General features: G+C 40.6%; 21 protein-coding genes. 2 read left to right on the forward strand and 19 right to left on the reverse strand.

Annotated elements, in window-relative coordinates; translation table 11 throughout:
* The first annotated feature begins 27 nt into the window (after window positions 1-27).
* The gene (locus ACUXV0_RS00605) at window positions 28-1,281 is read left to right on the forward strand and encodes a hypothetical protein (RefSeq protein WP_446191113.1); all 1,254 of its coding nucleotides are present in this window, start codon (window positions 28-30) and stop codon (window positions 1,279-1,281) included.
* A gap of 161 nt (window positions 1,282-1,442) precedes the next feature.
* On the opposite strand, the gene ACUXV0_RS00610 is transcribed toward ACUXV0_RS00605, so the two are convergent.
* The 13 genes from ACUXV0_RS00610 to ACUXV0_RS00670 all read right to left on the reverse strand — a co-directional run bounded on the left by ACUXV0_RS00610 (window position 1,443) and on the right by ACUXV0_RS00670 (window position 13,706).
* The gene (locus ACUXV0_RS00610; RefSeq protein WP_446191114.1) at window positions 1,443-1,613 is read right to left on the reverse strand and encodes a hypothetical protein; all 171 of its coding nucleotides are present in this window, start codon (window positions 1,611-1,613) and stop codon (window positions 1,443-1,445) included.
* Window positions 1,614-1,731: 118 nt separating this feature from the next.
* Window positions 1,732-1,896 carry a hypothetical protein gene (locus tag ACUXV0_RS00615; protein ID WP_446191115.1) on the reverse strand — a complete coding sequence of 55 codons (165 nt, stop codon included), beginning with the start codon at window positions 1,894-1,896 and terminating at the stop codon, window positions 1,732-1,734.
* Between the two features lie 72 nt (window positions 1,897-1,968).
* Window positions 1,969-3,186: a hypothetical protein gene (locus ACUXV0_RS00620; RefSeq protein WP_446191116.1), complete on the reverse strand. Its 1,218-nt coding sequence runs from the start codon at window positions 3,184-3,186 to the stop codon at window positions 1,969-1,971.
* 125 nt (window positions 3,187-3,311) lie between these two features.
* Window positions 3,312-4,007, reverse strand: a complete 696-nt coding sequence (locus ACUXV0_RS00625) for a sulfite exporter TauE/SafE family protein (RefSeq protein WP_446191117.1) — start codon at window positions 4,005-4,007, stop codon at window positions 3,312-3,314.
* A gap of 4 nt (window positions 4,008-4,011) precedes the next feature.
* Window positions 4,012-4,443, reverse strand: a complete 432-nt coding sequence (locus ACUXV0_RS00630; protein ID WP_446191118.1) for a FixH family protein — start codon at window positions 4,441-4,443, stop codon at window positions 4,012-4,014.
* 62 nt (window positions 4,444-4,505) lie between these two features.
* Window positions 4,506-5,954, reverse strand: a complete 1,449-nt coding sequence (gene ccoG, locus ACUXV0_RS00635; RefSeq protein WP_446191119.1) for a cytochrome c oxidase accessory protein CcoG — start codon at window positions 5,952-5,954, stop codon at window positions 4,506-4,508.
* Window positions 5,955-6,106: 152 nt separating this feature from the next.
* Window positions 6,107-6,940 carry a cbb3-type cytochrome c oxidase N-terminal domain-containing protein gene (locus ACUXV0_RS00640; RefSeq protein WP_446191120.1) on the reverse strand — a complete coding sequence of 278 codons (834 nt, stop codon included), beginning with the start codon at window positions 6,938-6,940 and terminating at the stop codon, window positions 6,107-6,109.
* A 57-nt stretch (window positions 6,941-6,997) separates the two neighbouring features.
* Window positions 6,998-7,168 (reverse strand): CcoQ/FixQ family Cbb3-type cytochrome c oxidase assembly chaperone, encoded by a 171-nt coding sequence (locus ACUXV0_RS00645; RefSeq protein ID WP_446191121.1) that lies wholly within the window; start codon window positions 7,166-7,168, stop codon window positions 6,998-7,000.
* Between the two features lie 9 nt (window positions 7,169-7,177).
* The gene (gene ccoN, locus ACUXV0_RS00650) at window positions 7,178-9,340 is read right to left on the reverse strand and encodes a cytochrome-c oxidase, cbb3-type subunit I (RefSeq protein WP_446191122.1); all 2,163 of its coding nucleotides are present in this window, start codon (window positions 9,338-9,340) and stop codon (window positions 7,178-7,180) included.
* Between the two features lie 91 nt (window positions 9,341-9,431).
* Window positions 9,432-9,845 carry a hypothetical protein gene (locus tag ACUXV0_RS00655; RefSeq protein WP_446191123.1) on the reverse strand — a complete coding sequence of 138 codons (414 nt, stop codon included), beginning with the start codon at window positions 9,843-9,845 and terminating at the stop codon, window positions 9,432-9,434.
* 175 nt (window positions 9,846-10,020) lie between these two features.
* Complete coding sequence (gene ccoS / locus ACUXV0_RS00660; protein WP_446191124.1) at window positions 10,021-10,176, reverse strand: cbb3-type cytochrome oxidase assembly protein CcoS; 156 nt, start codon at window positions 10,174-10,176, stop codon at window positions 10,021-10,023.
* 2 nt (window positions 10,177-10,178) lie between these two features.
* The gene (locus ACUXV0_RS00665) at window positions 10,179-12,611 is read right to left on the reverse strand and encodes a heavy metal translocating P-type ATPase (RefSeq protein ID WP_446191125.1); all 2,433 of its coding nucleotides are present in this window, start codon (window positions 12,609-12,611) and stop codon (window positions 10,179-10,181) included.
* A gap of 84 nt (window positions 12,612-12,695) precedes the next feature.
* Complete coding sequence (locus ACUXV0_RS00670; RefSeq protein ID WP_446191126.1) at window positions 12,696-13,706, reverse strand: L,D-transpeptidase family protein; 1,011 nt, start codon at window positions 13,704-13,706, stop codon at window positions 12,696-12,698.
* Window positions 13,707-13,809: 103 nt separating this feature from the next.
* Here ACUXV0_RS00670 and ACUXV0_RS00675 point away from each other — a divergent pair, with 103 nt between their 5' ends.
* Entirely contained in the window at window positions 13,810-14,544 is a 735-nt protein-coding gene (locus tag ACUXV0_RS00675) for a sulfite exporter TauE/SafE family protein (RefSeq protein WP_446191127.1), read from the forward strand.
* On the opposite strand, the gene ACUXV0_RS00680 is transcribed toward ACUXV0_RS00675, so the two are convergent.
* The 6 genes from ACUXV0_RS00680 to dctA form a co-directional block, all read right to left on the reverse strand.
* The gene (locus tag ACUXV0_RS00680) at window positions 14,526-14,723 is read right to left on the reverse strand and encodes a hypothetical protein (protein WP_446191128.1); all 198 of its coding nucleotides are present in this window, start codon (window positions 14,721-14,723) and stop codon (window positions 14,526-14,528) included. The two genes, ACUXV0_RS00675 and ACUXV0_RS00680, sit on opposite strands and share 19 nt — an antisense overlap.
* Window positions 14,724-14,725: 2 nt before the next feature.
* The gene (locus tag ACUXV0_RS00685; protein ID WP_446191129.1) at window positions 14,726-17,008 is read right to left on the reverse strand and encodes an NADP-dependent malic enzyme; all 2,283 of its coding nucleotides are present in this window, start codon (window positions 17,006-17,008) and stop codon (window positions 14,726-14,728) included.
* Window positions 17,009-17,115: 107 nt separating this feature from the next.
* A complete protein-coding gene (locus ACUXV0_RS00690) occupies window positions 17,116-17,427 on the reverse strand; it encodes a LytR/AlgR family response regulator transcription factor (RefSeq protein ID WP_446191130.1) in 312 nt (103 codons plus the stop codon).
* Between the two features lie 185 nt (window positions 17,428-17,612).
* Window positions 17,613-20,249: a ligand-binding sensor domain-containing protein gene (locus ACUXV0_RS00695; protein WP_446191131.1), complete on the reverse strand. Its 2,637-nt coding sequence runs from the start codon at window positions 20,247-20,249 to the stop codon at window positions 17,613-17,615.
* A gap of 6 nt (window positions 20,250-20,255) precedes the next feature.
* Window positions 20,256-21,317: a strictosidine synthase family protein gene (locus tag ACUXV0_RS00700; RefSeq protein ID WP_446191132.1), complete on the reverse strand. Its 1,062-nt coding sequence runs from the start codon at window positions 21,315-21,317 to the stop codon at window positions 20,256-20,258.
* Entirely contained in the window at window positions 21,301-22,554 is a 1,254-nt protein-coding gene (gene dctA / locus ACUXV0_RS00705) for a C4-dicarboxylate transporter DctA (protein ID WP_446191133.1), read from the reverse strand. The genes ACUXV0_RS00700 and dctA overlap by 17 nt, the downstream gene beginning before the upstream one ends.
* Window positions 22,555-22,604: the final 50 nt, after the last annotated feature.

Consider the following 22,604-nt stretch of genomic DNA (forward strand, 5'->3'; position numbering starts at 1 on the left):
ATGTCAAAGTATACACTTCAGTCATCTATGAATCAATTACGTACGGTACTGCTTTCCGTATTCCTCTTTTTACAGTTTACAGCATCTGCACAAAAAGAAAGACCAAAACTCTTTATCAATTGTCAGCAGGCCAGGTGTTATAGCACCTACCTAAGAACTGAATTAGACTATTTTACTTTCAGTCGTGATCAAATGCTGGCCGATATTCAGATTTTGATTACCGATCAGGGTAATGCCGGAGGAGGTAGAAATTACCAGATGAACTTTATAGGGCAAGGTGATTATAAAGGAGATGACTATTTACTGGAGTTTGAAACCAAGCAGTCTGATACAGAGGCATTGGCAAGGAGGATATTATTGACCAAAATGAGCCAGGGACTCATGCACTATGTTGGTGCTACGGATATAGTTCAAGATGTAAAAGTGACTTTCCCGAGAAAACCGGCAGAGGGCGAAGCTTCTGAGGAAACTGAAGAGAAAGACCCGTGGAATAACTGGATATTTGGTCTTGGGGGATCAGGAAGATTTTCAGGTGAAAGTAATAGAAGTGAGGTAAGGTTTAATACTAACGTTCGCGGAGGGCGAACCACGGAAAAATCCAAATACAGTTTTTATACTTATCTCAATCAGAATACCAACTCCGTAACGCTGGATGGTGATACAGAGGTGGCCAAAGTTAACAGCTATGGCTTTACTACATTATATGTAACATCTTTTGCTAAAAACTGGAGTGTTGGTGGCTTGATGAAAGGTTTTCATAGTGTGTACTCCAATATCCAATTTTCAAATAGTTTGGCTCCTGCCATAGAATACTCCATCTTCCCAATTCAGGATTTCAACAAAAAACAGTTTCGCTGGATCTATCAGGCGGGTTACAGAAGGTTGGATTATATAGAAACTACGATCTACGACAGACTGAAAGAAGCCAAGCCTTATCATCAGATTACCAGTATTTTAGGCTATACTCAGCCATGGGGTAATTTTTCAGCAGAGCTGAATGGGTATCAATATATCGATGATCCTGAAAAGTACAGACTTAGCCTTGAGTTAGAACTCAACTGGCGTGTATTCCAAGGTGTTTCTTTACGATTCTATGGTTCGGGTTCTCAAATAAAGAATCAGATATCTCTGGCAAAGACGGAGAGCAGCAGTGAGGAGATTCTGCTTGGAGGTCAGCAATTGCCAACATCTTTTGCTTATTTCACCTCATTTGGACTCAATTATACTTTTGGTTCTGTGAACAATAGTATCGTAAACCCAAGGTTTTCCGGTGTGAACTAATATCTGGAGTCAATGATTGAGGCTAGAATTAGACCTAGCACTAAACCTTCCCTGATTGTACCTATTAAGGTCTTGAACTCAGGTTTCAGGATATAAGAAATTTACACCCAGACCATGGAGTACTTCGCCTCCATTGGTCCCGGAGTATTATTATGAAATAGTTAAAAGTCGTCTTCGTCTTTAGCTCCCCAGATATTACCAGCGAGCATCCCCAAACCAATACCGGTAAACATACAAGCTAAAAAAGCATAAGGTGAATAGCTGGAGAGAAAAAAGCCAACACCCATTCCGATTAGTGTACCTGCTCCTACAAAACTGTAATTCTTGTTCATGACTTAATGATTTAACGTTTAATGATGTCATGAAGATAGAATATTACGGTTTAAGGTGATAGCTGTATCTGCTGAACGATCGAAAAATAAGAGTGAACCACTGAAATTGACCGATGAATTATTTTTCGCTGTTTCTTTTGTTCATAAAGGCACCGTACCCCAGTCCTAAAGCTATACCAAGGGAAAGTCCCATGGCTACATTTCCCATAGAGGTGCCGATAGCAACACCGATACCAACACCTAGGGCGAGCCCAACGCCTATATAATTCGTCTTGTTTTGCATTCCTTTTTTAATTCTTGTCAATCTATGATGAGACAATTTAGAAATCTCATCTGCACTAGCGTAAAGTAGGTTTTATCGAGGATATGTCAAATTAGAGCTGGATTTATCTTTGCCATCTATCGCAAAACCTTCACTGCCTCCTCCTGGATTATATAGCCTTGTTCCAATTTCATTAATTGGTTTGACTTGTTCAGGCACTACTCTATGGTCATTGGCGTAAGCATCCTTTCTGATGCCTGTAACCATCCAGCTTACCTGTACATTAGGTTTATCCGTTTTAATGGTGAATGAATTTCCTGAAATGGTTTCGAAAATAATGGCTTGTGCAAACTGACCAATGACTGTCAATTGGTACCTGAAATCCATATTTAAACTTTCGAAATAAGATGGAAGCAAGACCAGAGCAAGACTGTCTATACCCGTGGTGATGTTACCATTATAGATGTTCATCATATCTGGACTCTCTACAAAACTATGGTATAAGTACTTATTATAAGGGTCCTGCGGATGGTCAATTTTAAATGTACCACTGCTTTTAGACAATGTACCGTTAATGCTCACATTACCTATCACATTGACCTTCCCCAGAAATTCTCCGGCATACGTATTGGGTGCGTCTACGATATCTATTCCGTTGATTGCTATTGACTTAGAAGTAGGGACAGGTGGAGCATAAACTCGCCCCATGACCCCTAAATTTGCTACAAGGGCACTGGTTCCACTTTCAGCAAATACGCTGGTATTGACAAACTTACCACTATCTGCATGAGCATAAAGTCCTTGAACTTCATTATAGGATAAATCTTGCTGGTAATGCGTGCTTCTAATAGCCGTGCTGATACCAATACCGGAGGCGGTAATCATTCCCCCGCCATCTTTTGATTGGGCGTCCAGCAAAACTTCGGTGTTTTGTAAAGAGGCCTCATTGCCCAGAAGTAGGTTTCCTTTGTCCGTAATACTCACACGTCCATTGGGCATGCTGATCTCAAATTGTGAAGGATTGGTATTGTCCTTCACATTGAATTCATACAAATCTCTTGTGGGTGAGGTCAGCATGGACCAATTGACCTCAAAACTTTGGTTTTTCTTTCCCCAGATAATGGTATCAGCTCCTTCTCTATAATTATAAAGTTGAACATTTAAGGGTAGGAGGGTGTCTGTACCAATTATTACCTGAGTACTATCGCTATTTTCGACTAAGCCTCCAGGTAAGATTTCTACGGATTGTGAGTAAGTGTAGATTGGTAATAACAGACAAGCTATTACCAAGGGTAGTAGATTGTTTTTCATAATAATAGGGTTTTCCTGTTGTACTCTTAAAGTACTAAAAATTGTCCTAAAATTCTGAAAATCAATAATTTATTATTAAGCGGTCAAGAAAGTGACTATACGTAAGACACTCTTGATAAAATAGGTTACTCTGTCACACATTCCTCTATAGCTGTGGCACCAGCTCCATGAAGTGTGGGGCCTGAGGTATTTACCCCACGGTAGATTAACCAAATGGCCAGAAAGGCGTAGGTGATAGGAATAATCTTTTTGACCGATCCTGAGAAATATTTTTTCAACCAACCGCTTCCTAAGGCTATACTGAGCATCATTGGTAATGTGCCCGCACCAAAGGCAGCCATGTATGTGGCACCTTTGAGTATATCTAATTGGATAAATGCCCCAGCCAAGGCTGCGTATACTAAACCACATGGTAACAGTCCGTTTAATACGCCAAAGACCAATTGGCCTGAGTAATAATTTGTTTTGAAGTTTTGTTTGAAGCCTGATTTGATTTTACTGACAAATCGTGAAGTGATTTGGTAGAGTTTGTGGTCATTGACCCATTTGGTAGGAATTTGTACTGCTACCAAAATAATGCTTCCTAGAATTATAGAAAGTACATTTCTGGAAACAAAAAGTGTGGATTTCTGGCCAATAAGGCCAATAACAAGCCCAAGTAGGGCATAAGTGAATATTCTGCCAAGATTATAGAGCAGTCTTCCAGAAATAAACCTTAGCTGATTAGTTTTATCTGAAGGCAGGAGAAAAGTAAGTGGCCCGCACATGCCAGCACAGTGCAAACTACCTACCAATCCCATGATAAATGCCGTCCAGATCATTGGTTTATAAGGTTAGTTTTTGTTCAGTATAATATGTTTTACCGTTCTGTGTCCAGTCCAGTTTTACTTTCCAAAGACCTCTGTCAAGTTTGCTGGTAGAAACCGGTAATGTAGTATTATTGGCCAATTTGAAAGGCAAAATGACATCTTTGCCTGCATCGGATGGTCTGTATAGTGTTAGTTGCCCGGTAGATTCCAGACATTCTTCAGGAAACTTGACCACTATTCCATTATCACTGTAGTTGAATTCAAGCTCAGTGCTTAATGCTGCTACATTATTCATCCCATCTATTTTTTCTTGATAGGCCAGCTCCTCTTTGTAGTAATCTGGTGTGACTAAAAAGATATCTTTTTGCTGAATACACAAATAAACCAGTCCTACCATGAAGACCACAAATCCGCTATATGCCAATGCTATTTTCTTTCCCCAGTTCATTTTTATGTCCTTTTAAATTCTCTAAATTATTTATGTGAGCTTGTCTTTATTTCAAGCAGTGTCTAACCTGGCCCAAAAAAACTTGTTTTTACTGTTTCTACCTCTTCACCAGTCTCGTCTACTACTTTGAGATTAAGCTTGGTAGATCTTTGTTTAACATCTTCATCAGGTATTTCAATAAAGAAAACCACTTCGGTTTTGGCTTCAGGTTTAAGATTGATCAATCCGTTTTCATCGGCTCCTACTACTTTTAGTGTCCAGTCAGATTGCCCTGCGTCAAAATCAAGTTTGAGGTTCATCTCTTCCTGTGATTTATTGACCATCTGGGCGTTATATAAATTGCTGATGTTTCCCTGTTCTGTTCTTTGGTATAACTGACCAGGCACACGCATTACCGTGGTTTCTATGTCTGCCCTGTTTATGAGCATAAATGCTTCAACGCCTATGAGTAAAAATAATACACCTATGTAGGCCCATGATCTAATGGGTAGTTTATAAGGAATGCCCTTCTCAATAGATTCCAATGAGGCGTATCTAATCAAACCCTTTGGTTTATCTACTTTTTCCATTACCTCATCACAGGCGTCTATACATGCTGTGCAGTTGACACATTCCAGCTGAACACCATCCCTGATATCTATGCCTGTAGGGCAAACCTGTACACAAAGTTTACAGTCAATACAGTCGCCTTGAAGGTTCAAATCTTCAACGGTTGCCTTTTTATTGATTCTGCCTCTCGGTTCACCTCTTTTATGATCATACATCACATTTACGGTGTCTTTATTTACCAAAACACCTTGCAGCCTGCCGTAAGGACATATGGCTATACATACCTGCTCTCTTAATTTGGCAAACACAAAATAGAATAGTGCTGTAAAGACAACTAGTCCTATAAAGCCAGAGATGTTTTCAGCGGGTGAGCTGGTGATAAGTTCTTTGACATTCTCAATTCCGATAATATAAGCCATAGTTATGTGGGCAATGAAAATTGAGAAGGTGATATAGATGATATGCTTGAGGGTTTTACGCCAGGCTTTATCAAAATCCAGTTTCTTTTGGTCAAATTTCTGTTGTTTTCGTCCGTCTCCCTCAAGCCAATTTTCAATGGGCCTGAAGATCATTTCCATGAAAACAGTTTGGGGGCAAAGCCAGCCGCACCAGATACGCCCAAATGTGGCTGTGAAAAGCGTGATAATCACCACAAAAGTGATCATTCCTAATCCGAATATGACAAAGTCTTGTGGTAGAAATAGCCTGCCAATAATGACGAACTTTCTTTCAAAGAGATTCATCATCAGCAGCGGTTGGTTACCAATTTTTATGAACGGTCCTGAAATAAAAATGGCCAGAAACGCGATGGTGGCCAGTAGCCGCTTATTATAGAATTGTCCTTTTGGCTTTTTAGGATAAAGCCAGATACGTTTACCGTCCTTATCTACTGTGGCAATACTATCTCTAAAGCCGCCTTCTTCATCCTCGTAGAGTTCGTCGTATGTAAATTCGGTTGCCATTTTTTTACCTTTAACTATTTTGAAATTTGACAGAATAGCTGCCTTTTACTACACTTCTATATTAAGGATGGGTTGGTTCGCAAACAGTGACAATTGTTGCTTTTGAAAAGAAAAACGAGGGAAATATTATCCCTCGTTTTCGGGGTTTATTTTTAAAGGGTAGCTAATTCTTCTGATGTAGATTCTTCGGCCTCTGTCTCATCAGCTGCAGGAGCCTCTTCTTCCACATAAATTTCTCCCTGAGGAGCTTTAGCGTTAGCCGGATTAGTTCCTGCTAGGGTTTTGATAAAGCTGGTTATCTGCTGCATATCAGTAGGTTTAAGCGTACCTTCCCAGGAAATCATCCCTTTCTCCGTTATCCCATATTTGATGGTCTTATAGATATCGCTTGCACTACCACCATGTAACCAGTATTCGTCTGTAAGGTTTGGACCGACACCTCCTTCACCAGCTGCTCCGTGGCAGACCGCACAGTTAGCTGTATAAATGAGGTTTCCGGTATCTATATCAGAGGCATCTGTGAGCAGTTCTACGTTATTTTCATCAATACTACTTACTGAAGTGCTTTGCATTTGAGACTTCATCTCCGCAGCTTCAGCCATGGCTATTTCGTACTCTTCAGTTTGAAGTGGGCTCCACTGCCAAACATGGTAGTTTAACAGATAAACGATGCCGAAAACAATACCTCCGTAAAACATACCCAGCCACCAAGGTGGTAAGTGGTTATCAAGCTCCTTGATGCCGTCATAATCATGATCCAGGAGGATATCTTTTTCTTCAGACATAGGTCTGAAGCTATTGAGCTTATTCCAAAGCGAATTGAGCGTGAACGGCTCTGTTTTGATTCCGGCTTTCTCATTCAGGATGGCCTTTAAGGTCATGAAAATATTCAGGACCACAATGAGCAGTATGATTGTGAAGAAAACTAAGACCCCAAGTAAGAGAAACTGGAAAAGCTCTTCACCGTTTTTAAAATTTAAATCCATTTTACTATAGTTTTTTGGTGAGGGCAGAAGCCATTGCTGGCTCCTGCCATTTGTGATCTATATTTTTTCACCTTCTTCCAGTGGAAGATTCTCCATGTGATTGATATACTTTCTATCTGCTTTGAAGACAAAGAAGCCTAGGAGAACAAAAAATGCGACGAATATGCTGAGAGAGATGATTGGATAAACGCTAACTCCCTCTATACCTGATAAATAATTCTTAAACATGATTGAAACTTAGTTTTGTCCTTTAATATCTATTCCTAGTCGCTGTAAGTAGGCTATCAGAGCTATAATCTCTTTATTCTCACTTACTTCTATTCCGGCTTCTTCCAGTCTGCCGGTGATTTCGGCAGCCTGCTGCATCATATCTGCAGGAGCTTCTTCTTCGTAGCCCTCTTCATAAGGCACGCCCAGGGTACGCATGGCGTTAATCTTTTTGCCAATCTCGTCTGTTCCAAACTCGTCATCCAGAAGCCAAGGGTAGGCCGGCATTATAGAGCCCGGAGACATACTGGCAGGTTCTAACATATGGTTATAATGCCAGCTGTCTGGGTATTTGCCACCTAGTCTGTGAAGGTCAGGACCTGTACGTTTTGACCCGAACAAGTGAGGGTGGTCATAGACAAACTCACCGGCTTTTGAGTATTCACCGTAACGTTCTGTCTCAGATCTGAACGGCCTGATCATCTGAGAGTGACAGTTATTACACCCTTCCCTGATGTATATATCTCTACCTTCCAGCTCTAGTGGTGTATAAGGTTTTACGGCCTCAATTGTCGGGATATTAGAGTCTACTACCCAAGTAGGGACAAACTCAATGATACCTCCGATAGCCACAGCTATAAATGCAAGTACCGTAAAGGTGATCGGTTTTCTTTCCAGAACAGAGTGCCAGTGGCCTCCTGTTACTTTTACGTTTTTCTGAAGAGCAGGAGCCTCTGCATATTCTTCTGCCATAAACTCTCCGGTTTTGGCTGTCTTAATCAGGTTATAAACCATGATCAGAGCCCCTACCAGGTACATGCTACCTCCAATGGCACGCATTACGTACATCGGGATAATCTGTGTCACAGTTTCCAGGAAGTTAGGATAAGCAAGGAAGCCATCTGTGTCAAATTCCTTCCACATTAATGACTGAGTAAAGCCAGCCCAGTACATCGGTAAGGCATAGAAAAGAATACCTAAAGTAGCAATCCAGAAGTGTGTGTTCGCCAGTTTGGTAGAATATAGTTTTGTCTTCCACATTCTAGGAATCAGGAAGTACAGCATACCGAAAGTCATGAAGCCGTTCCAGCCCAAACCACCGATGTGAACGTGTGCTACGGTCCAGTCTGTGTAGTGAGAAATAGCGTTTACGTTTTTCAGTGAAAGCATTGGGCCTTCAAACGTACTCATACCGTATGCGGTAACAGCCACCACAAAGAACTTCAAGACTGGATTTTCACGAACTCTGTCCCAGGCACCTCTCAAGGTCAAAAGACCATTCAGCATACCACCCCAAGAAGGAGCAATAAGCATTATGGAGAACACAGTACCTAAACTCTGTGCCCAATCTGGAAGAGCCGTATAAAGAAGGTGGTGAGGACCAGCCCAGATATAAATGAAAATCAGAGACCAGAAGTGAATAATGGATAATTTATAAGAGTAAACCGGTCTGTTGGCCGCCTTAGGTAAGAAATAGTACATCAAACCAAGAATAGGCGTGGTTAAGAAAAACGCCACGGCATTATGACCATACCACCACTGTACCAGAGCATCTTGTACACCGGCGTAAAGTGAGTAACTCTTGGTCATACTGATCGGAATCTCCAGAGAGTTTACAATATGTAGCATAGCAATGGTAACCGCTGTAGCGATATAAAACCATAGAGCTACATACATATGACGCTCACGTCTTTTAATGATGGTACCAATGAGGTTAATGGTAAATACCACCCAGATTAAAGCAATGGCTATATCAATAGGCCATTCCAGTTCTGCGTATTCTTTAGAGGTGGTCATTCCTAAAGGCAGTGTAATGGCTGCGGCAAGAATGATCAGCTGCCAGCCCCAGAAGTGGATCCAGCTAAGAGCTTTACTAAAGATAGCGGTTTTTGTAAGTCTGGGTAGTGAATAGTAAATACCTGCAAACATCCCGTTTCCTACGAAAGCGAAGATGATGGCGTTGGTGTGTAGTGGTCTCAATCTCCCAAAAGTGGTATAAGGCAGATTAAAGTTGGCCGCTGGTAAAAAGAGCTGAATGGCTGCAGTAAGCCCGGCCAGCATACCGATAATCCCAAACGCAACAGTGGCAATTAAAAAGGCTTTGACAATCTTATTGTCGTAATAAAAGCCTTCCAGATTGCCACCGCTAGAGTCAGAATGTGCTGATAACAGAGGTTTTCTTAAAAAATGCATATTTAGAGGTGTTTAATACTAATGCGATGTAAAAGTAAATCTGACTTCACGGGGCAAACATGAGCGTTGCCCCATTGAAATATGATCAAGATCATGCGACCTCTTTACTCAGGTAATCGAAGTCTGCCACAAAGGCCCTGAACTTGTACTTATACTCTTTGTAGTTATTCTCAAAATCCTTCATTTCGCTTTTGAAATAGCGGATATCTCCGAAGGTTTCGCTGTCTACCATAGCTTTCTCCTGAGCGTCTTCTGCCAGGTCGTGGTGGAGGTCATGATGCTCTTGCAAAAGCCTTTTGATGAGTCTCTCAAAGTGGTGAAACTCTTGTACAAACCGGGCTACACGCAGGCTTTTGACACTATTTCCTATGGTTTTGGTTTTTAGGTCGTTTAAGACATCAAGGAAGTAATCTACCTCGTTTTGAGCCTGTAGCAGTGTGCTTTTGAAATCGGTCAATACCTTCCCGGTATTGATGATTCTTTTGTTTTGATTGATCTTTCTCATGCTCTATTGATTTTACTAAGGCAAGTTAGAAGTAGCCCAAACGGCAAAACATGAGTGGAGAAGGGGAGGGAGCTGATTTTAATCAGTATTTCAGAAAGGCTTTTTCAAACTTGCTCATCGATAAAACTTTTAAGCCTTAGAAGAGACCTGACTAAAGCCTTTTATCTCAATCGAATCACTTTTTTTGCTCTACAGTATCATCATTGAGAATCCTGATGGCTGGTGTGGCCGTGTCATCAAATTGACCATCATCGGTGGCCCAGAAAAAGGCCACTAAAAAGCCTCCGGCAAAAATTAAAGCAGCGATTACAAGAAGGATGATGATTGACATAGTTATACGATTAATTTGGCTTTGCGAGCAGAAAAATAGGTGATAATAACAGCAAACAGCACTACGGAAATGCTACTCAAAGGCATGAAAATAGCGGCAACTACCGGTGAAAGTGTTCCGCTAACAGCCCAGCTGATACAGATGAAATTATATACCAATGAAAGCATAAAGCTTAGTTTGACAATATTCACAGACTTCTTGCTGAAAGCAATAAACTTTGATAAGTCGGCGAATTTACTGGCATCTAAAATGGCATCAGAGGCAGGCGTAAATGCCTGCGTATTCTCAGATAAGGCGATTCCCAAATCACTCTGACGCAAAGCACCAGCATCATTGAGTCCATCTCCTATCATGAGCACAGGCTCCTGTGTTTTTTGTAAGTCTTTTATGAAGGCCAGCTTTTGTTCTGGTTTTTGTTCAAAATGGAGATTTTCTTCAGAAAGGTAATTCTGCAAGTAATCTTTATCCGTTGATTTATCACCAGAAATGAGGTGAAGGCTGAAAAAGCTATTGAGCTGGTGAATTACTTTCTCAAATCCTTCTCTGAAAACAGGTTTAGTTTTAAAGTACCCTAGAACCGCTGATCCTTTTTTGAGATAAACGCGGGCATCTTTAGCTCTTATATTATCTGGTATTTCCAGAAAGTCTGCGTTCCCGATTCTGTATTCTATTTTATTAAAAGTTCCTATCAATCCAGAACCTTCAACTTCTTCAAAATGAGTGAGTTGAACGCTATCAACATTTTGGAAATAAACATTGACGAGTTTACTAACCGGGTGGGTGGAAACTCCCGCCAGGCTTTTGAGAATTATCTGATCTTGAAGATCCAGAGCCTCACCTATAAAGCTAAGCTCTCGGTAATCATTATTTTTTGTTAGTGTACCGGTTTTGTCAAAGACAATATGCTTGACTTCTGTCAGTTTCTGAATCACATCCTGGTTCTTCACATAAAACTTATTCTTCCCGAAAATCCCCATGACCGTACCCATGGTAAATGGCATAGAGAGCGTAAGGGCACAGGGACAAGCCACCATTAAAACTGCCGTAAATGCCGGCCAAGCCATTTCTGGGTTCACTATTGACCAATAGATGGCTGTGAGAAATGATATACCGAGGGTGATATATGTAAAGTATTTGCTGAAATTATCTGCAAGTTTGGTGGTGGCTACTTCTTTTTCCTCTTTGAAATTGGTTTGATTCCAGAGTTGGGTCAGATAGCTTTTTGAAACCTCTTTGGTAACTCTAAGCTCTATGTTTTGGCCTTTTTGTCGGCCACCGGCATATATCACCTCGTCGTTTCTTACTGAAATAGGCTCGCTTTCACCAGTGACAAAACTGTAATCTAGGAAGGCTTGACCAGATACTAATTCTGAGTCAGCTGGTATCAGCTCATTATTATGAATTCTGATGATATCTCCCTTTTGAAGATCGTCCACATTTTTATAATCAAACGAATCTCCATTTCTCACTTCTACAGCCAGCGGAAAGTAACTCTTGTAGTTTCGTTCAAAAGAGAGGTAGTCGAACGTTTTTTTCTGAACCCATTTGCCTAAAAGAAGAAGGAATACCAGACCAGCCATGCTGTCCCAATAAGCTCCGCCGCCATTGATCAGAGTTTCGTATAAACTCCTGATAAATAAAGCGGTAACGCCTAATGCAATCGGTATGTCTACGCTTAGTGTTGTGGTGTTTCTTTTCCAGACTTCCTTTAAAGATATCCAGGCACCTTTCAGATAGTCTGCTGCACCATAGAAATAAACAGGCATGGCCAGCAGCACATTCAGGTAAAGAAAAAACTTCTGATACTGGGCGTCTACTTCATTTTGAAGGTCTAGCTTAAAATACTCCGGAAAACTCAGCAACATGATATTGCCGGTACAGAAACCTACCACCGCAATCTGCCTCAATAAGCGGTTTGACCTTTTTTGTTTCTTGTTTTCATTGGCAACCGTATTCTCTAATGAAATTAAGGGTTCATAACCTAGCGTAGCCAAAAGTTCTACAATCACCTTCATATTGACCACTCGTGGATCATACGTCAGACTCAGTTCTTTTTTTAGAAAGTTGAGCCTGCTGTGCAAAACACCAGATCTGATTTTATTGAAATTCTCCAATAGCCAAACGCAAGAACTGCAATGAACGGCAGGAAGAAAAAGGGTTACTTTGTTTAACTTTTCAGACTTAAAATCTAGTATTGAATCTTCAATGGTTGGGTTTTTTAGGTAGTCAAACTTGCCCTGATGGTCTTTGCTTTTCAAGCTTACTCCGGCATGCTGTTCCAGGTCATAATAACCACATAAGTCATTCTCTTGCAGTAATTCATAGACTGTTTTACAGCCGATACAGCAAAAGTGAAGCTCATCAATGATTAAATCTTCAGAGCTGCAATCTTCTCCGCAGTGATGACATTTGATTTCTTCGAGAACTTCGGCCATGGTGCTTTATTTACCTTACAAAGTTGGCCATGATACACCAGTAGAAGGCTGCATCTACTCACTACAAAATATGACAGATATCAGTTATTTCGACAGTTGATAGAAGTCTTCCACAGTTTTCCAGTCCCCATTCTCGTCGATACAGTCGGTGAAATACATGATAAATACAGGAATGTCTTTCTTTAAAGGAATTATCTGAGGCTTTTGATTTTGAAGACAATAGTTCATCAACTGTTGGTCTATTTCTTTTTGAGGCTGAAGTGCATTTGCCAGCTCAAGGGGTTGCTCAAGTCTTATGCAGCCATGGCTGTAGAAACGTGCTTCTCTTGCAAAAAGTGATTTACTAGCTTGTGTGTGAGGCGTGTCATGCATGTAAACAGAATAAGGATTCCGAATATTGATTTTCAATAGACCCAATGCATTATCACAGCCAGTTCCTTGTCTGAAATAGAATTTGAAATTCTTTGCTGTGATATTCTGCCATTGGATAGTATCAGCTTTAAGTACTTTGAATTGCTGATCCAGTACGTCAAAGTTATTCCTTGTCAAATATTCTGGGTCTTCTTTGACTTTCGGCAGAATTTCATTGATCGAGATATTTCTGGTGGCTGTCCAGTATGGGTAAATGGTTACAGCATCAGCGTAAGTAGCCAGGGTAGGTGTTTGATGTCTTCTGGTTCCTACGATAACCTTCATTCGGAGTGGTTGAATGTCTTTTCGGTGGAAGCTAAGTTGCCCGTTGGCAATATTGATCAGGACATATTCGTCAATGTTAAACCTCTCCTTCCATCTGAAGAAGTTCTGAAACTCATTCAGCCTATCGTAATTCTGGTGAAATCGGTATTTCAAGGATTGTATATACGGCAGGTCATGAGGATTAAGGTAGTCAAGATGTTCTTCTGGTTTCGTAGTGGTCGCTAGCCAATGATAAATCATGCCAGAGTCGATCTTTGCTTTAAGACCATTATAGTTCAGGTGTTTAGGTGTGTGACCATATTTAGCCTCAAAGGCTTTCTGAACAAGAGCGTCTGTGGGCTGGGCGTAGGTGTTTAGTGTTAAGCCTAGCAAAGTCAATATTCCTATAAGCTTCAGCATAAACGAAGATGAGTGAATTCAAAGTCTGTTTTTATGACTTAAAACATAAAAGCAGATGTCAATGAAACTATTTAAGGCTGTGGCCTTAGCTTAATTTTGATGAATGTTATTGCCGGAAATTATATTCTATTTATTGACCCTAATTGCCGAAATTCTGGGTACCGTGGGTGGTTTTGGATCATCCGTATTCTTTGTACCTATGGCAGGTTACTTTTATGATTTTCACGCAGTTTTAGGACTCACAGCCTTTTATCATTTGTTTAGTAACATTTCCAAAATAGTCTTGTTTTTCAAAGGCATTGACAAGCGGATTTTTCTGTGGATAGGCCTTCCCAGCATTTTGATGGTTATCATAGGGGCCTATTTCTCACGATTTTTAAGCGGTGGAATAGGCGATCTGGTTCTGGGAGTGTTCCTCTTTGGTTTTTCGCTTTTTCTTTTACTCAAACCCTCATTCGTCTTTAAACAAACCGCCGGCAACTCCATTTTTGGTGGAGCTTTATCTGGGCTAACGGCAGGTTTACTGGGAACAGGCGGAGCTGTTAGAGGTCTGACGTTAGCTTCTTTTGATATACCGAAGGCCACATTTTTAGCTACTTCTGCCCTGATAGACTTTGGAGTAGATGGAAGTCGATTCGTGGTGTACTATTTACAAGATTATATCACCAAAGATATGCTCTTTAAAGCACCAGCCTTACTGCTGATCTCCTTTGTAGGAACATATATTGGTAAGAAAGCACTTCAGCGTATTTCACAGGAAAGCTTCAGGAAGATAGCCTTATGGCTTATTTTGGGGATTGGCTTAGCCTCAATAGTTCGTTACCTTGTGGGCTCTTGATCTTTTTGGAGTAAGTATTTTCTACGGGTGGGGTTAATCAGGAACTTCTTTTGAGCTGTAAAGCTATCTGGATGGACTTCTTCAAAAATGCCTTTCCATTCCTGATAACGGTCAGGTTCGGCCTGTTTAAAGGCCGAACCGTCTATTTTTTTGCTTATTAAGTATTCTTCGAAAGTCATAATTATACATCTGCTCTCTGAGCGTCTACCACAGCCTGACTCACCATATTTACAATCTCACGAACTGAGGCACCCATTTGTAAGACTTTTACAGGCTTTCTCAAACCTAGTACAATCGGGCCTATTTTCTCAATATTCGCCACTTCTTTTACCATGTTGTAGGCAATATTCGCAGACGAAAGATTTGGGAAGATAAAAGTATTGGCTCCTTTTTCAGCTAGTGAGCTGAAAGGGTGATTTGCCTTTAGTAACTCGGTGTCAAAAGCCAGGTGAGCTTGCATTTCACCATCTACGATCAGATCAGGATGCTTGCTTTGGAGTTCAGAGACTGCCTCCCTCATTTTGATAGGGGCAGGGCCATTAGGTACAGAGCCGAAGTTTGAATACGTAACAAATGAGATTCTGGGTTCAATATTGAATTTCTTTACCTCTTCAGCGGCCAGTTCAGCTATTTCAACTAAATCCTCTGATGAAGGATCAAAATTGATCGTAGTATCTGCCAGGAATAAAGGACCAAATCGGCTCATTAGAATATACATTCCAGATACTTTTTTGACGCCTTTGGCTTTACCAATGATCTGCAAAGCAGGTCTGATGGTATCCGGATAACTGTGGCTCAAACCACCAATCATGGCATCTGCCTGGCCAGTTTCTACCATCATAGCACCGAAATAACTTCTACGTTTCATTATGCTATGAGCCTCGGAGTATGTCAGTCCTTTGCGTTGTCTTTTCTTATAGAATAAGTCGCCAAACTCCTGCATAGTGGCTTTAGAGGTTTTCATAGGATCTATGACCTCCAGATCGCTGATTGAAAGATTATGCTGCTCAATGAGCTTGGCCACACGCTTTTCATTGCCTAATAAAATAGGAATAGCGATTCCCTCATCCTTCACTTCCTGAGCGGCTTTGAGCACACTAAGGTTTTCAGCATCAGCAAATACCACACGTTTTGGATTCTTACGAGCCTTATTATGAATGATCTTAAGCAAGCTATTATCCTGACCAAGACGCTTACTTAGTTGAAGTTCATACTCTTCCCAATTTTGAATTGGGCTTTTGGCCACTCCTGTTTCCATGGCGGCTTTTGCCACCGCAGGAGCCACAGCTGTCAATAGTCTGGGGTCTACAGGTTTTGGAATAATATAGTTTCTGCCAAAACTGAGGCTTTCTTCGCCATAGGCCATGTTGACCATATCAGGTACTTGCTTCTTCGCCAGGTCTGCCAGAGCCAAAACAGCAGCCATTTTCATTTCTTCATTGATGACTTTAGATCGCACATCCAAAGCTCCTCTAAAGATATATGGGAAGCCAAGTACGTTATTTACCTGATTAGGATAGTCTGATCTACCGGTGGCCATAATGATGTCTTTTCGGGCTGCAGTGGCGTCTTCAAAACTAATCTCGGGGGTAGGGTTTGCCATGGCAAAAACTATACAGTCTTTAGCCATACTTTTGACCATTTCACCATTCAATATATTGCCTTTAGATAGGCCAATGAAAACATCAGCACCTTTCAAGCCTTCTTCCAGTGTGGTTTCAGCAGGCAAATTATCATTGACAAATTCAGGCTTTTTCCCACTCAGGTTATCTCTGGAAGGGTGAATGAGCCCTTTAGAGTCAAACATGAATATGTTTTCTTTCTTAGCCCCCAAAGCCATGTATAGCCTGGTACAGCTAATGGCTGATGCACCGGCACCATTGACTATGATTTTTACCTTAGAGATGTCTTTCTCTACAAGTTCGAGGGCATTTTTAAGAGCAGCCGCAGAGATGATGGCTGTACCATGTTGGTCATCATGCATCACCGGGATATCCAGCTCTTCTTTAAGACGCTCCTCAATCTCAAAACACGCCGGTGCTGAAATATCTTCCAGGTTTACGCCACCAAAGGTGGGCTCTAATATTTTGACGGTTCGTACAAACTCGTCAACATTTTTGGTATTTAATTCAATATCAAATACATCTATATCGGCATATATTTTAAAGAGAAGTCCTTTCCCTTCCATTACTGGTTTTCCGGCTTCAGGGCCGATGTCTCCCAAGCCTAAAACGGCAGTTCCGTTACTGATTACCGCTACCAGGTTACCTTTAGCGGTATAGTTATATACTTTTTCCTTATCCTCGGCTATGGCCAGACAGGGCTCAGCTACACCGGGAGAGTACGCTAAAGAGAGGTCTCTTTGGTTTGAATATGCTTTGGTAGGAATTACCTCAATTTTGCCCGGACGCCCCTCTTCATGGTATCGTAAAGCGTCTTCTTTTAAATTCTGTTTTTTCGGCATAGGCGTTATTGTTGACGCCGCAATTTAGGTATGTGTTTTACTTTTAACGAGTTTAGGTTTAAAAAATACAATAGAGCTTAAGACATAATCATGAAGTCCTGAAAAAGTTAGTTTTGCAATACCTGCTCCAGGGCATCTTTTCTTCTTCTGGATACGGCAGCCTTTAGGTTTTTAGTCAATTGAATCTCTGAATCTACCTCATAATATTTTAAGATATGCGTTGGATTCACGATGTACGATTTGTGTGTTCTTATGAAGCCTAACTCAGAAAATGTTGCCTCCATTTTCTTTAGCGTTTTGGCTACGGTTAATTGCTTACCATCTCTAAAGAATACGTGGGTATAATTTGCGTCGCTTTTCAATAAAATGATGTCTGAGACAAAGCATGTTTTCCTTCTGAGAATGTTGACAGTTTTCATTTGTTATGATTGATTTTAAGAATGATTTCTCTAAATGGTTCATGACAAATGTAGATTTGAGGTCTAGGAGCATCCCGGCAAGTTACGGTCTTTGTGATGAAAATAGCCTTAATAATTGCGGTTTAGGGTAGTCTTGAATTACCTCTGGGACGAATTGATCGTTTTCAGGGATGAAAAAGTAGGGCTTATTTGATGATTTTTACCTTTTCCTTTAGGTCATTGAGAAGATCTGCGTATTTGTGACCAACAGGAATTTCATCACCTCGTACCAATAGGTTGTTTTGAAATACCTTTTCTATATGATCAATATTCACAATATGCGATCTATGAATCCTTTTCAGTTGAGAATCAGAGCTTAGCTCATCCTCTAGTTCCTTCATAGTAACTCTACTTAAGAATTTACCCTTTTCTGTCAGGTACTCGGCGTAATTGCCAGAGGCGGTGATTCTGTATACCTGCTGTTCTGTAAGTTTAATAAAACTGCCATCAGTGACTTTAATGATGAGTTCGGTCTGGCCAGGTTGAAGATTTTTCAAATTCTTCAGTTTGTTCCAGGTCTTTTTTATTTGATCAGTTTCCAGTTTTAGTGTGCCATTTTTAAAAAGGTAGACAATGGCAAGGGTAAATAAAGCTAACAGCGAGAACCTAAACCATGCTGAACTATACCACGTCGGTTTAATTCTTATGGGTAATGAAAGCACATCTGAGCTTAAATTTTCTCTGGTGTTGGCTTTGACCTCAAGGGTCAAATTAGCCTTTTCAGTGGTATTGATAGGTATTCTTTTCTCGAAGGGAAACCATTCAGAACTATCGTTTTTATTGATAATTCTGTAATAAGTAGAAAGGTCATCGCCAAACTCCAGAGAAATGGTGCCGAATTGAAGATATAGGTTTTGTCCTATTTCAAAATTTCGTTGATCCGTATCAAAGCCTTCAATTTTGGTCAAAAATATTCGTGGCTTTTTCTGGTGATATTCTTGAAGAGCATAGGCGTTTGTGATGTATTCTCCGTCTAAAGAGCAAAATTTAAGTAGACCATTTTCTTCATATAAAAACTGAATGTAGGTATTCATGAGACCTTCATTGGCTCCATAATTCAGGATTTCATACTGATCTGTTGACTTTTTGATTTGACTTACACCAAGTTTGGTTAAAACCCATAGAGAAGAGTCTCTGTCTATAATTCCATTGTGCAGGAAGTTATTGGCAAGGCCATCATCTTCATTGAATTTTCTTATGTTTCCGTTAACAGGATTATAGTCAATTACTCCTTTGCCATAGCTGAGTAAATAAAGTCTGCCATTTGCCTGAGGCAAAATCTTCATGATATTTAAATGATGAAGCTCAGGCACATCAGAGATTTGATAAGAACCATTAGTCTCAATCTTAAAAAGACCATCTCTGGTGCCCACCAAGAAGTTACCCTCATACGGTAAAATGCAATTGGCATACTTTTCAACTCCTGTATTTTCTGCAAGGGCAAGTCCAAACTTCAACTGGTCATTTGATTTGATTACTGCAATGAACTCAGGCACTTTGATTCGGCTCACGCCACGGCTTTGCCCAATCAGCAATTCATCGTTTTCTTGATCAAATACAGCTGATTTGGCCGCAAAAGGTCTTTGGTATTTTTGGCCATTCTCGTAATAAGTAACATAGTTCTCATTGAAAACGATATACTGTTCATCTGCCAGTTGTAATACCTCAAAGGGCCTTGAGTTTGGAGGTACATAATTTCTTAAAGTTCTCGATAGTCCATTTGCTTTCAGATAGGTATGAGTACCGTTGAAGAATCCTTCAAAGCCATTGCCATCGGCAAATTCCTTTTTAAGATATAGGCCTCGTTTGGTGTCATCAAAGGAGAAAGGATAATTGGTCAGTTTTACCAATCCTGATTTCAAGGTACTCGCCCAGTAATTGCCATTATTGTCCTTAATCAATGAGCTGATTGACTTGTCAGCTAAATCCGGAAATTTGGTAGAAGGAGAAATGTCAGAATCAGATAATTGAAAAAGACCATTTCTGGAACCGATATAGAAGGTGTTATCGAGCTTTTCAGAGAAGAAAATGAACTCCGGGGTGGGCTGCACTTCTTCTTTTCTTACAACTTTACGCTGAACTATGTCAAACCAAATTCTTTCGGTCTGGCTCTGCAATAGAATTTCTGATTCTGAAATGCGTGTATTTCTTACTACAAAAGCCGATTTGTCAAAAAGCTTCTCTGCCCAGCTTAATTGTAAATTATGAATATCGTAACAGTAGATAGAGTCTGCATTTACGCTAAGAACAGCATCGTCTGCCAGTTCATAAAAATGTAGGACGCGGTTGATGCCCCTTTGAGGTCTACTTACCTTCTTAGAAACCACAGAAAGGTCGGGCTTTAAAACCTTGAAGCCATCATTAAAACTCCCTACCCATATTTGTCCAAGTTTGTCTTCAAGAAAACCGTATCGGTAGGAGGTGGTACTCATTTCTTTCAGAAACGGAGTGTTTGTAGGATTATGAAACTGCCCATTGGCATAGAAAGCCATGTTTCCTGTATCTGTCAGAAACCAAATTCGCCCTTGTGAATCTTCGTGGATTTGATAGACGGAATAAGCCGGGAGACCATTTTCCTGATCAAAATTGATAAATTCTGTACCGTTAAACCGGCTGACCCCCGCATTAGTACCTACCCAAATAAAGCCTTGGCTATCTTGGAATACGGTGTAACAGATGTCTGAAATCAGACCATCTTTAACATCATAGAAGCGTGCCTTATAATTCTGGGCTGTTAAACTCAGCGAATTCAGAAAAAGAAAGAGTATAAAAAGGCAACGCATGAAACACTATAAATTTCTATGCAATCTCAGGATTTTTGAATCAAAAACAGAACCGATAACTAAATCGTTGGTGCCGTCATTGCCCTCGTAATAGGCTGCTACACTGGAGGCAGATAATGGGTCTCCATTGTTTATGTAAAGCTCTTCCTGAAGAAATTTATAGTCTGTATCAGGTAGGTATACAACTTTGAATACTTGAGAAGGGCTTCTATTTTCGGCCGATTTAGCATGTGAAAGGAATTTCAACATTTTAGGATGAGACCCGATCATGAGATTGCCGTATTTGTCTATTTCAATATTATCAACCCCGCTACCCACTTTCAGTTCGTCCTTTAATTGTAGCGTATGATCTAATTGATTTCTTTGATAGACATACAGTTTACGCTCTGTTGTGGCAGTCACGTATAAATACTCCTGGTCAGGAGAAACATTGATGCCGTTAGCGTAAGCCATTTTTTGCGTCGCAATTTGGGCTTTGCCCTCATGATACAAGACCGCATAAGATTCTTTGGCAATCAGAAAGTCATTGATTCTTCTTTTGGCCGGGTCTTTTTCACCATGGTCATTCGTGAAATAAAAAGTGGCGGTATCTATGGCCACTATATCATTCGGAGAAATGATTAAATCATCTTCAAAATGCTTTACATTGATCAAAGAGTCCTTTAAGAAAGTCAACCTGCTGATCCGCTGTAGACCCTCTCCATGATTTACAGCGAAAATATAAGTTAACCCATTTTTCTTAAGAAGAGATATACCATGAGGTCTGAAATTTTCGCCATCCATATCTCCTGATATTTTGATCAATTCCAGGTTAGAGGCATTCAGGTTAGCTTTATAAATAGCACCGGAGGCACCCGAGTCTCTTCGATCAGTGGAGGAAAAGTATATATCACCACTTGTCTGATCAACAGTGATATCCTCTATTCCAGGAGGAGTGTCAATGACTTCTTCGGTTCCGTCAAAATGAGGATTGATTTTCACAAAGAACCCTGATTCTTTGAGGATAAACCCTACACAGAGAGCTATTAGAACTAAGAATGCGATGATACCATTAATCGTGCTTTTCATTGATGCCGAAATTATCTTTCAAAATGTCTTCTGTTTCATCTACATGGCCAAAGGCATAAGCCATTTTAGCCCTATCAAACTCATTCTCGTTATTGGCAAGCCAAATTGTGGCCACCCCATTGCCTATAAAATTGGTAATGGCCCGAGCTTCAGACATAAACCGATCTACACCCAAAAGTAGAGCCAATCCTTCAATAGGAATTACTTTTAAGGCGGATAGTGTAGATGCCAAAACCACAAATCCACTACCGGTAACCCCTGCGGCTCCTTTTGATGTTACCATCAATATGCCAATCACAGTAATGACCTGCTCTAAGGATAACTGAATTCCATAAACCTGTGATAGGAACAGTGTAGCCATGGAGAGGTAAATGGTAGTGCCGTCCAGATTAAAAGAATAGCCTGCAGGGACTACGAGCCCAACCACGGGTTTAGAGCAACCCATCCGTTCCAGCTTTTCCATAAGAGATGGCAATGCAGCTTCAGAGGATGAAGTTCCTAGTACAATTAATAGCTCTTCTCTAATGTATTTCAGGTACTGCCAAAGGTTGACATTATAATATTTGAGTATCCATCTCAAAACCACAAAAATGAAAAGGGCCATTGTGGCGTAAACCGAGATCATCAATTTTCCTAAAGGAATTAAAGAGCTAATGCCGTGCTTTCCAATAGTATAGGCCATTCCGCCAAATGCACCTATTGGGGCTAGGAGCATCACCCAGTGCAATGCCTTGAATACTATTTTGCTGATTTTAGAAAGGAAGTCGATAATTGGCTGACTCTTAGCATATTTACTTAAGAATACGCCGAAGAGAATTGAAAATAGTAGAACCTGAATGGTTTTGTTCTCTGAGAAAAAAGCCATCCAGCTAAAATCACTTGCGGTATCGGCATATTTGGTGACATCACTGGATTCCTGAGCTATGACGCCCTTTCCAGGTCTGAAGGTATTGGCAATAAAAATTCCGATAAGGAGTGCAAAAGTGGTCACCACTTCAAAATAGATGAGTGCTTTTCCTCCAACTTTTCCGACTTTCTTTAAGTCGCCCATTCCGCTTATTCCCAGGGAGATCGTTAGAAAAATGATGGGTAGGATAAAGAGTTTTACAACCCAAATGAACTTATCACCCAATACTTTCATTTGAATTCCGGTATCTGGAGCAAAATGGCCCAGAAGTGCTCCGGTGGCAATGGCAGTAAGGACCCAAAAGGTAAGGTTAGTAAATAGTTTTTTCATGTACGGTTATCAAATAGCTCAGGCGGTCGGGGGCTTTTTTACGTATACGA

Source organism: Jiulongibacter sp. NS-SX5 (assembly GCF_052828545.1).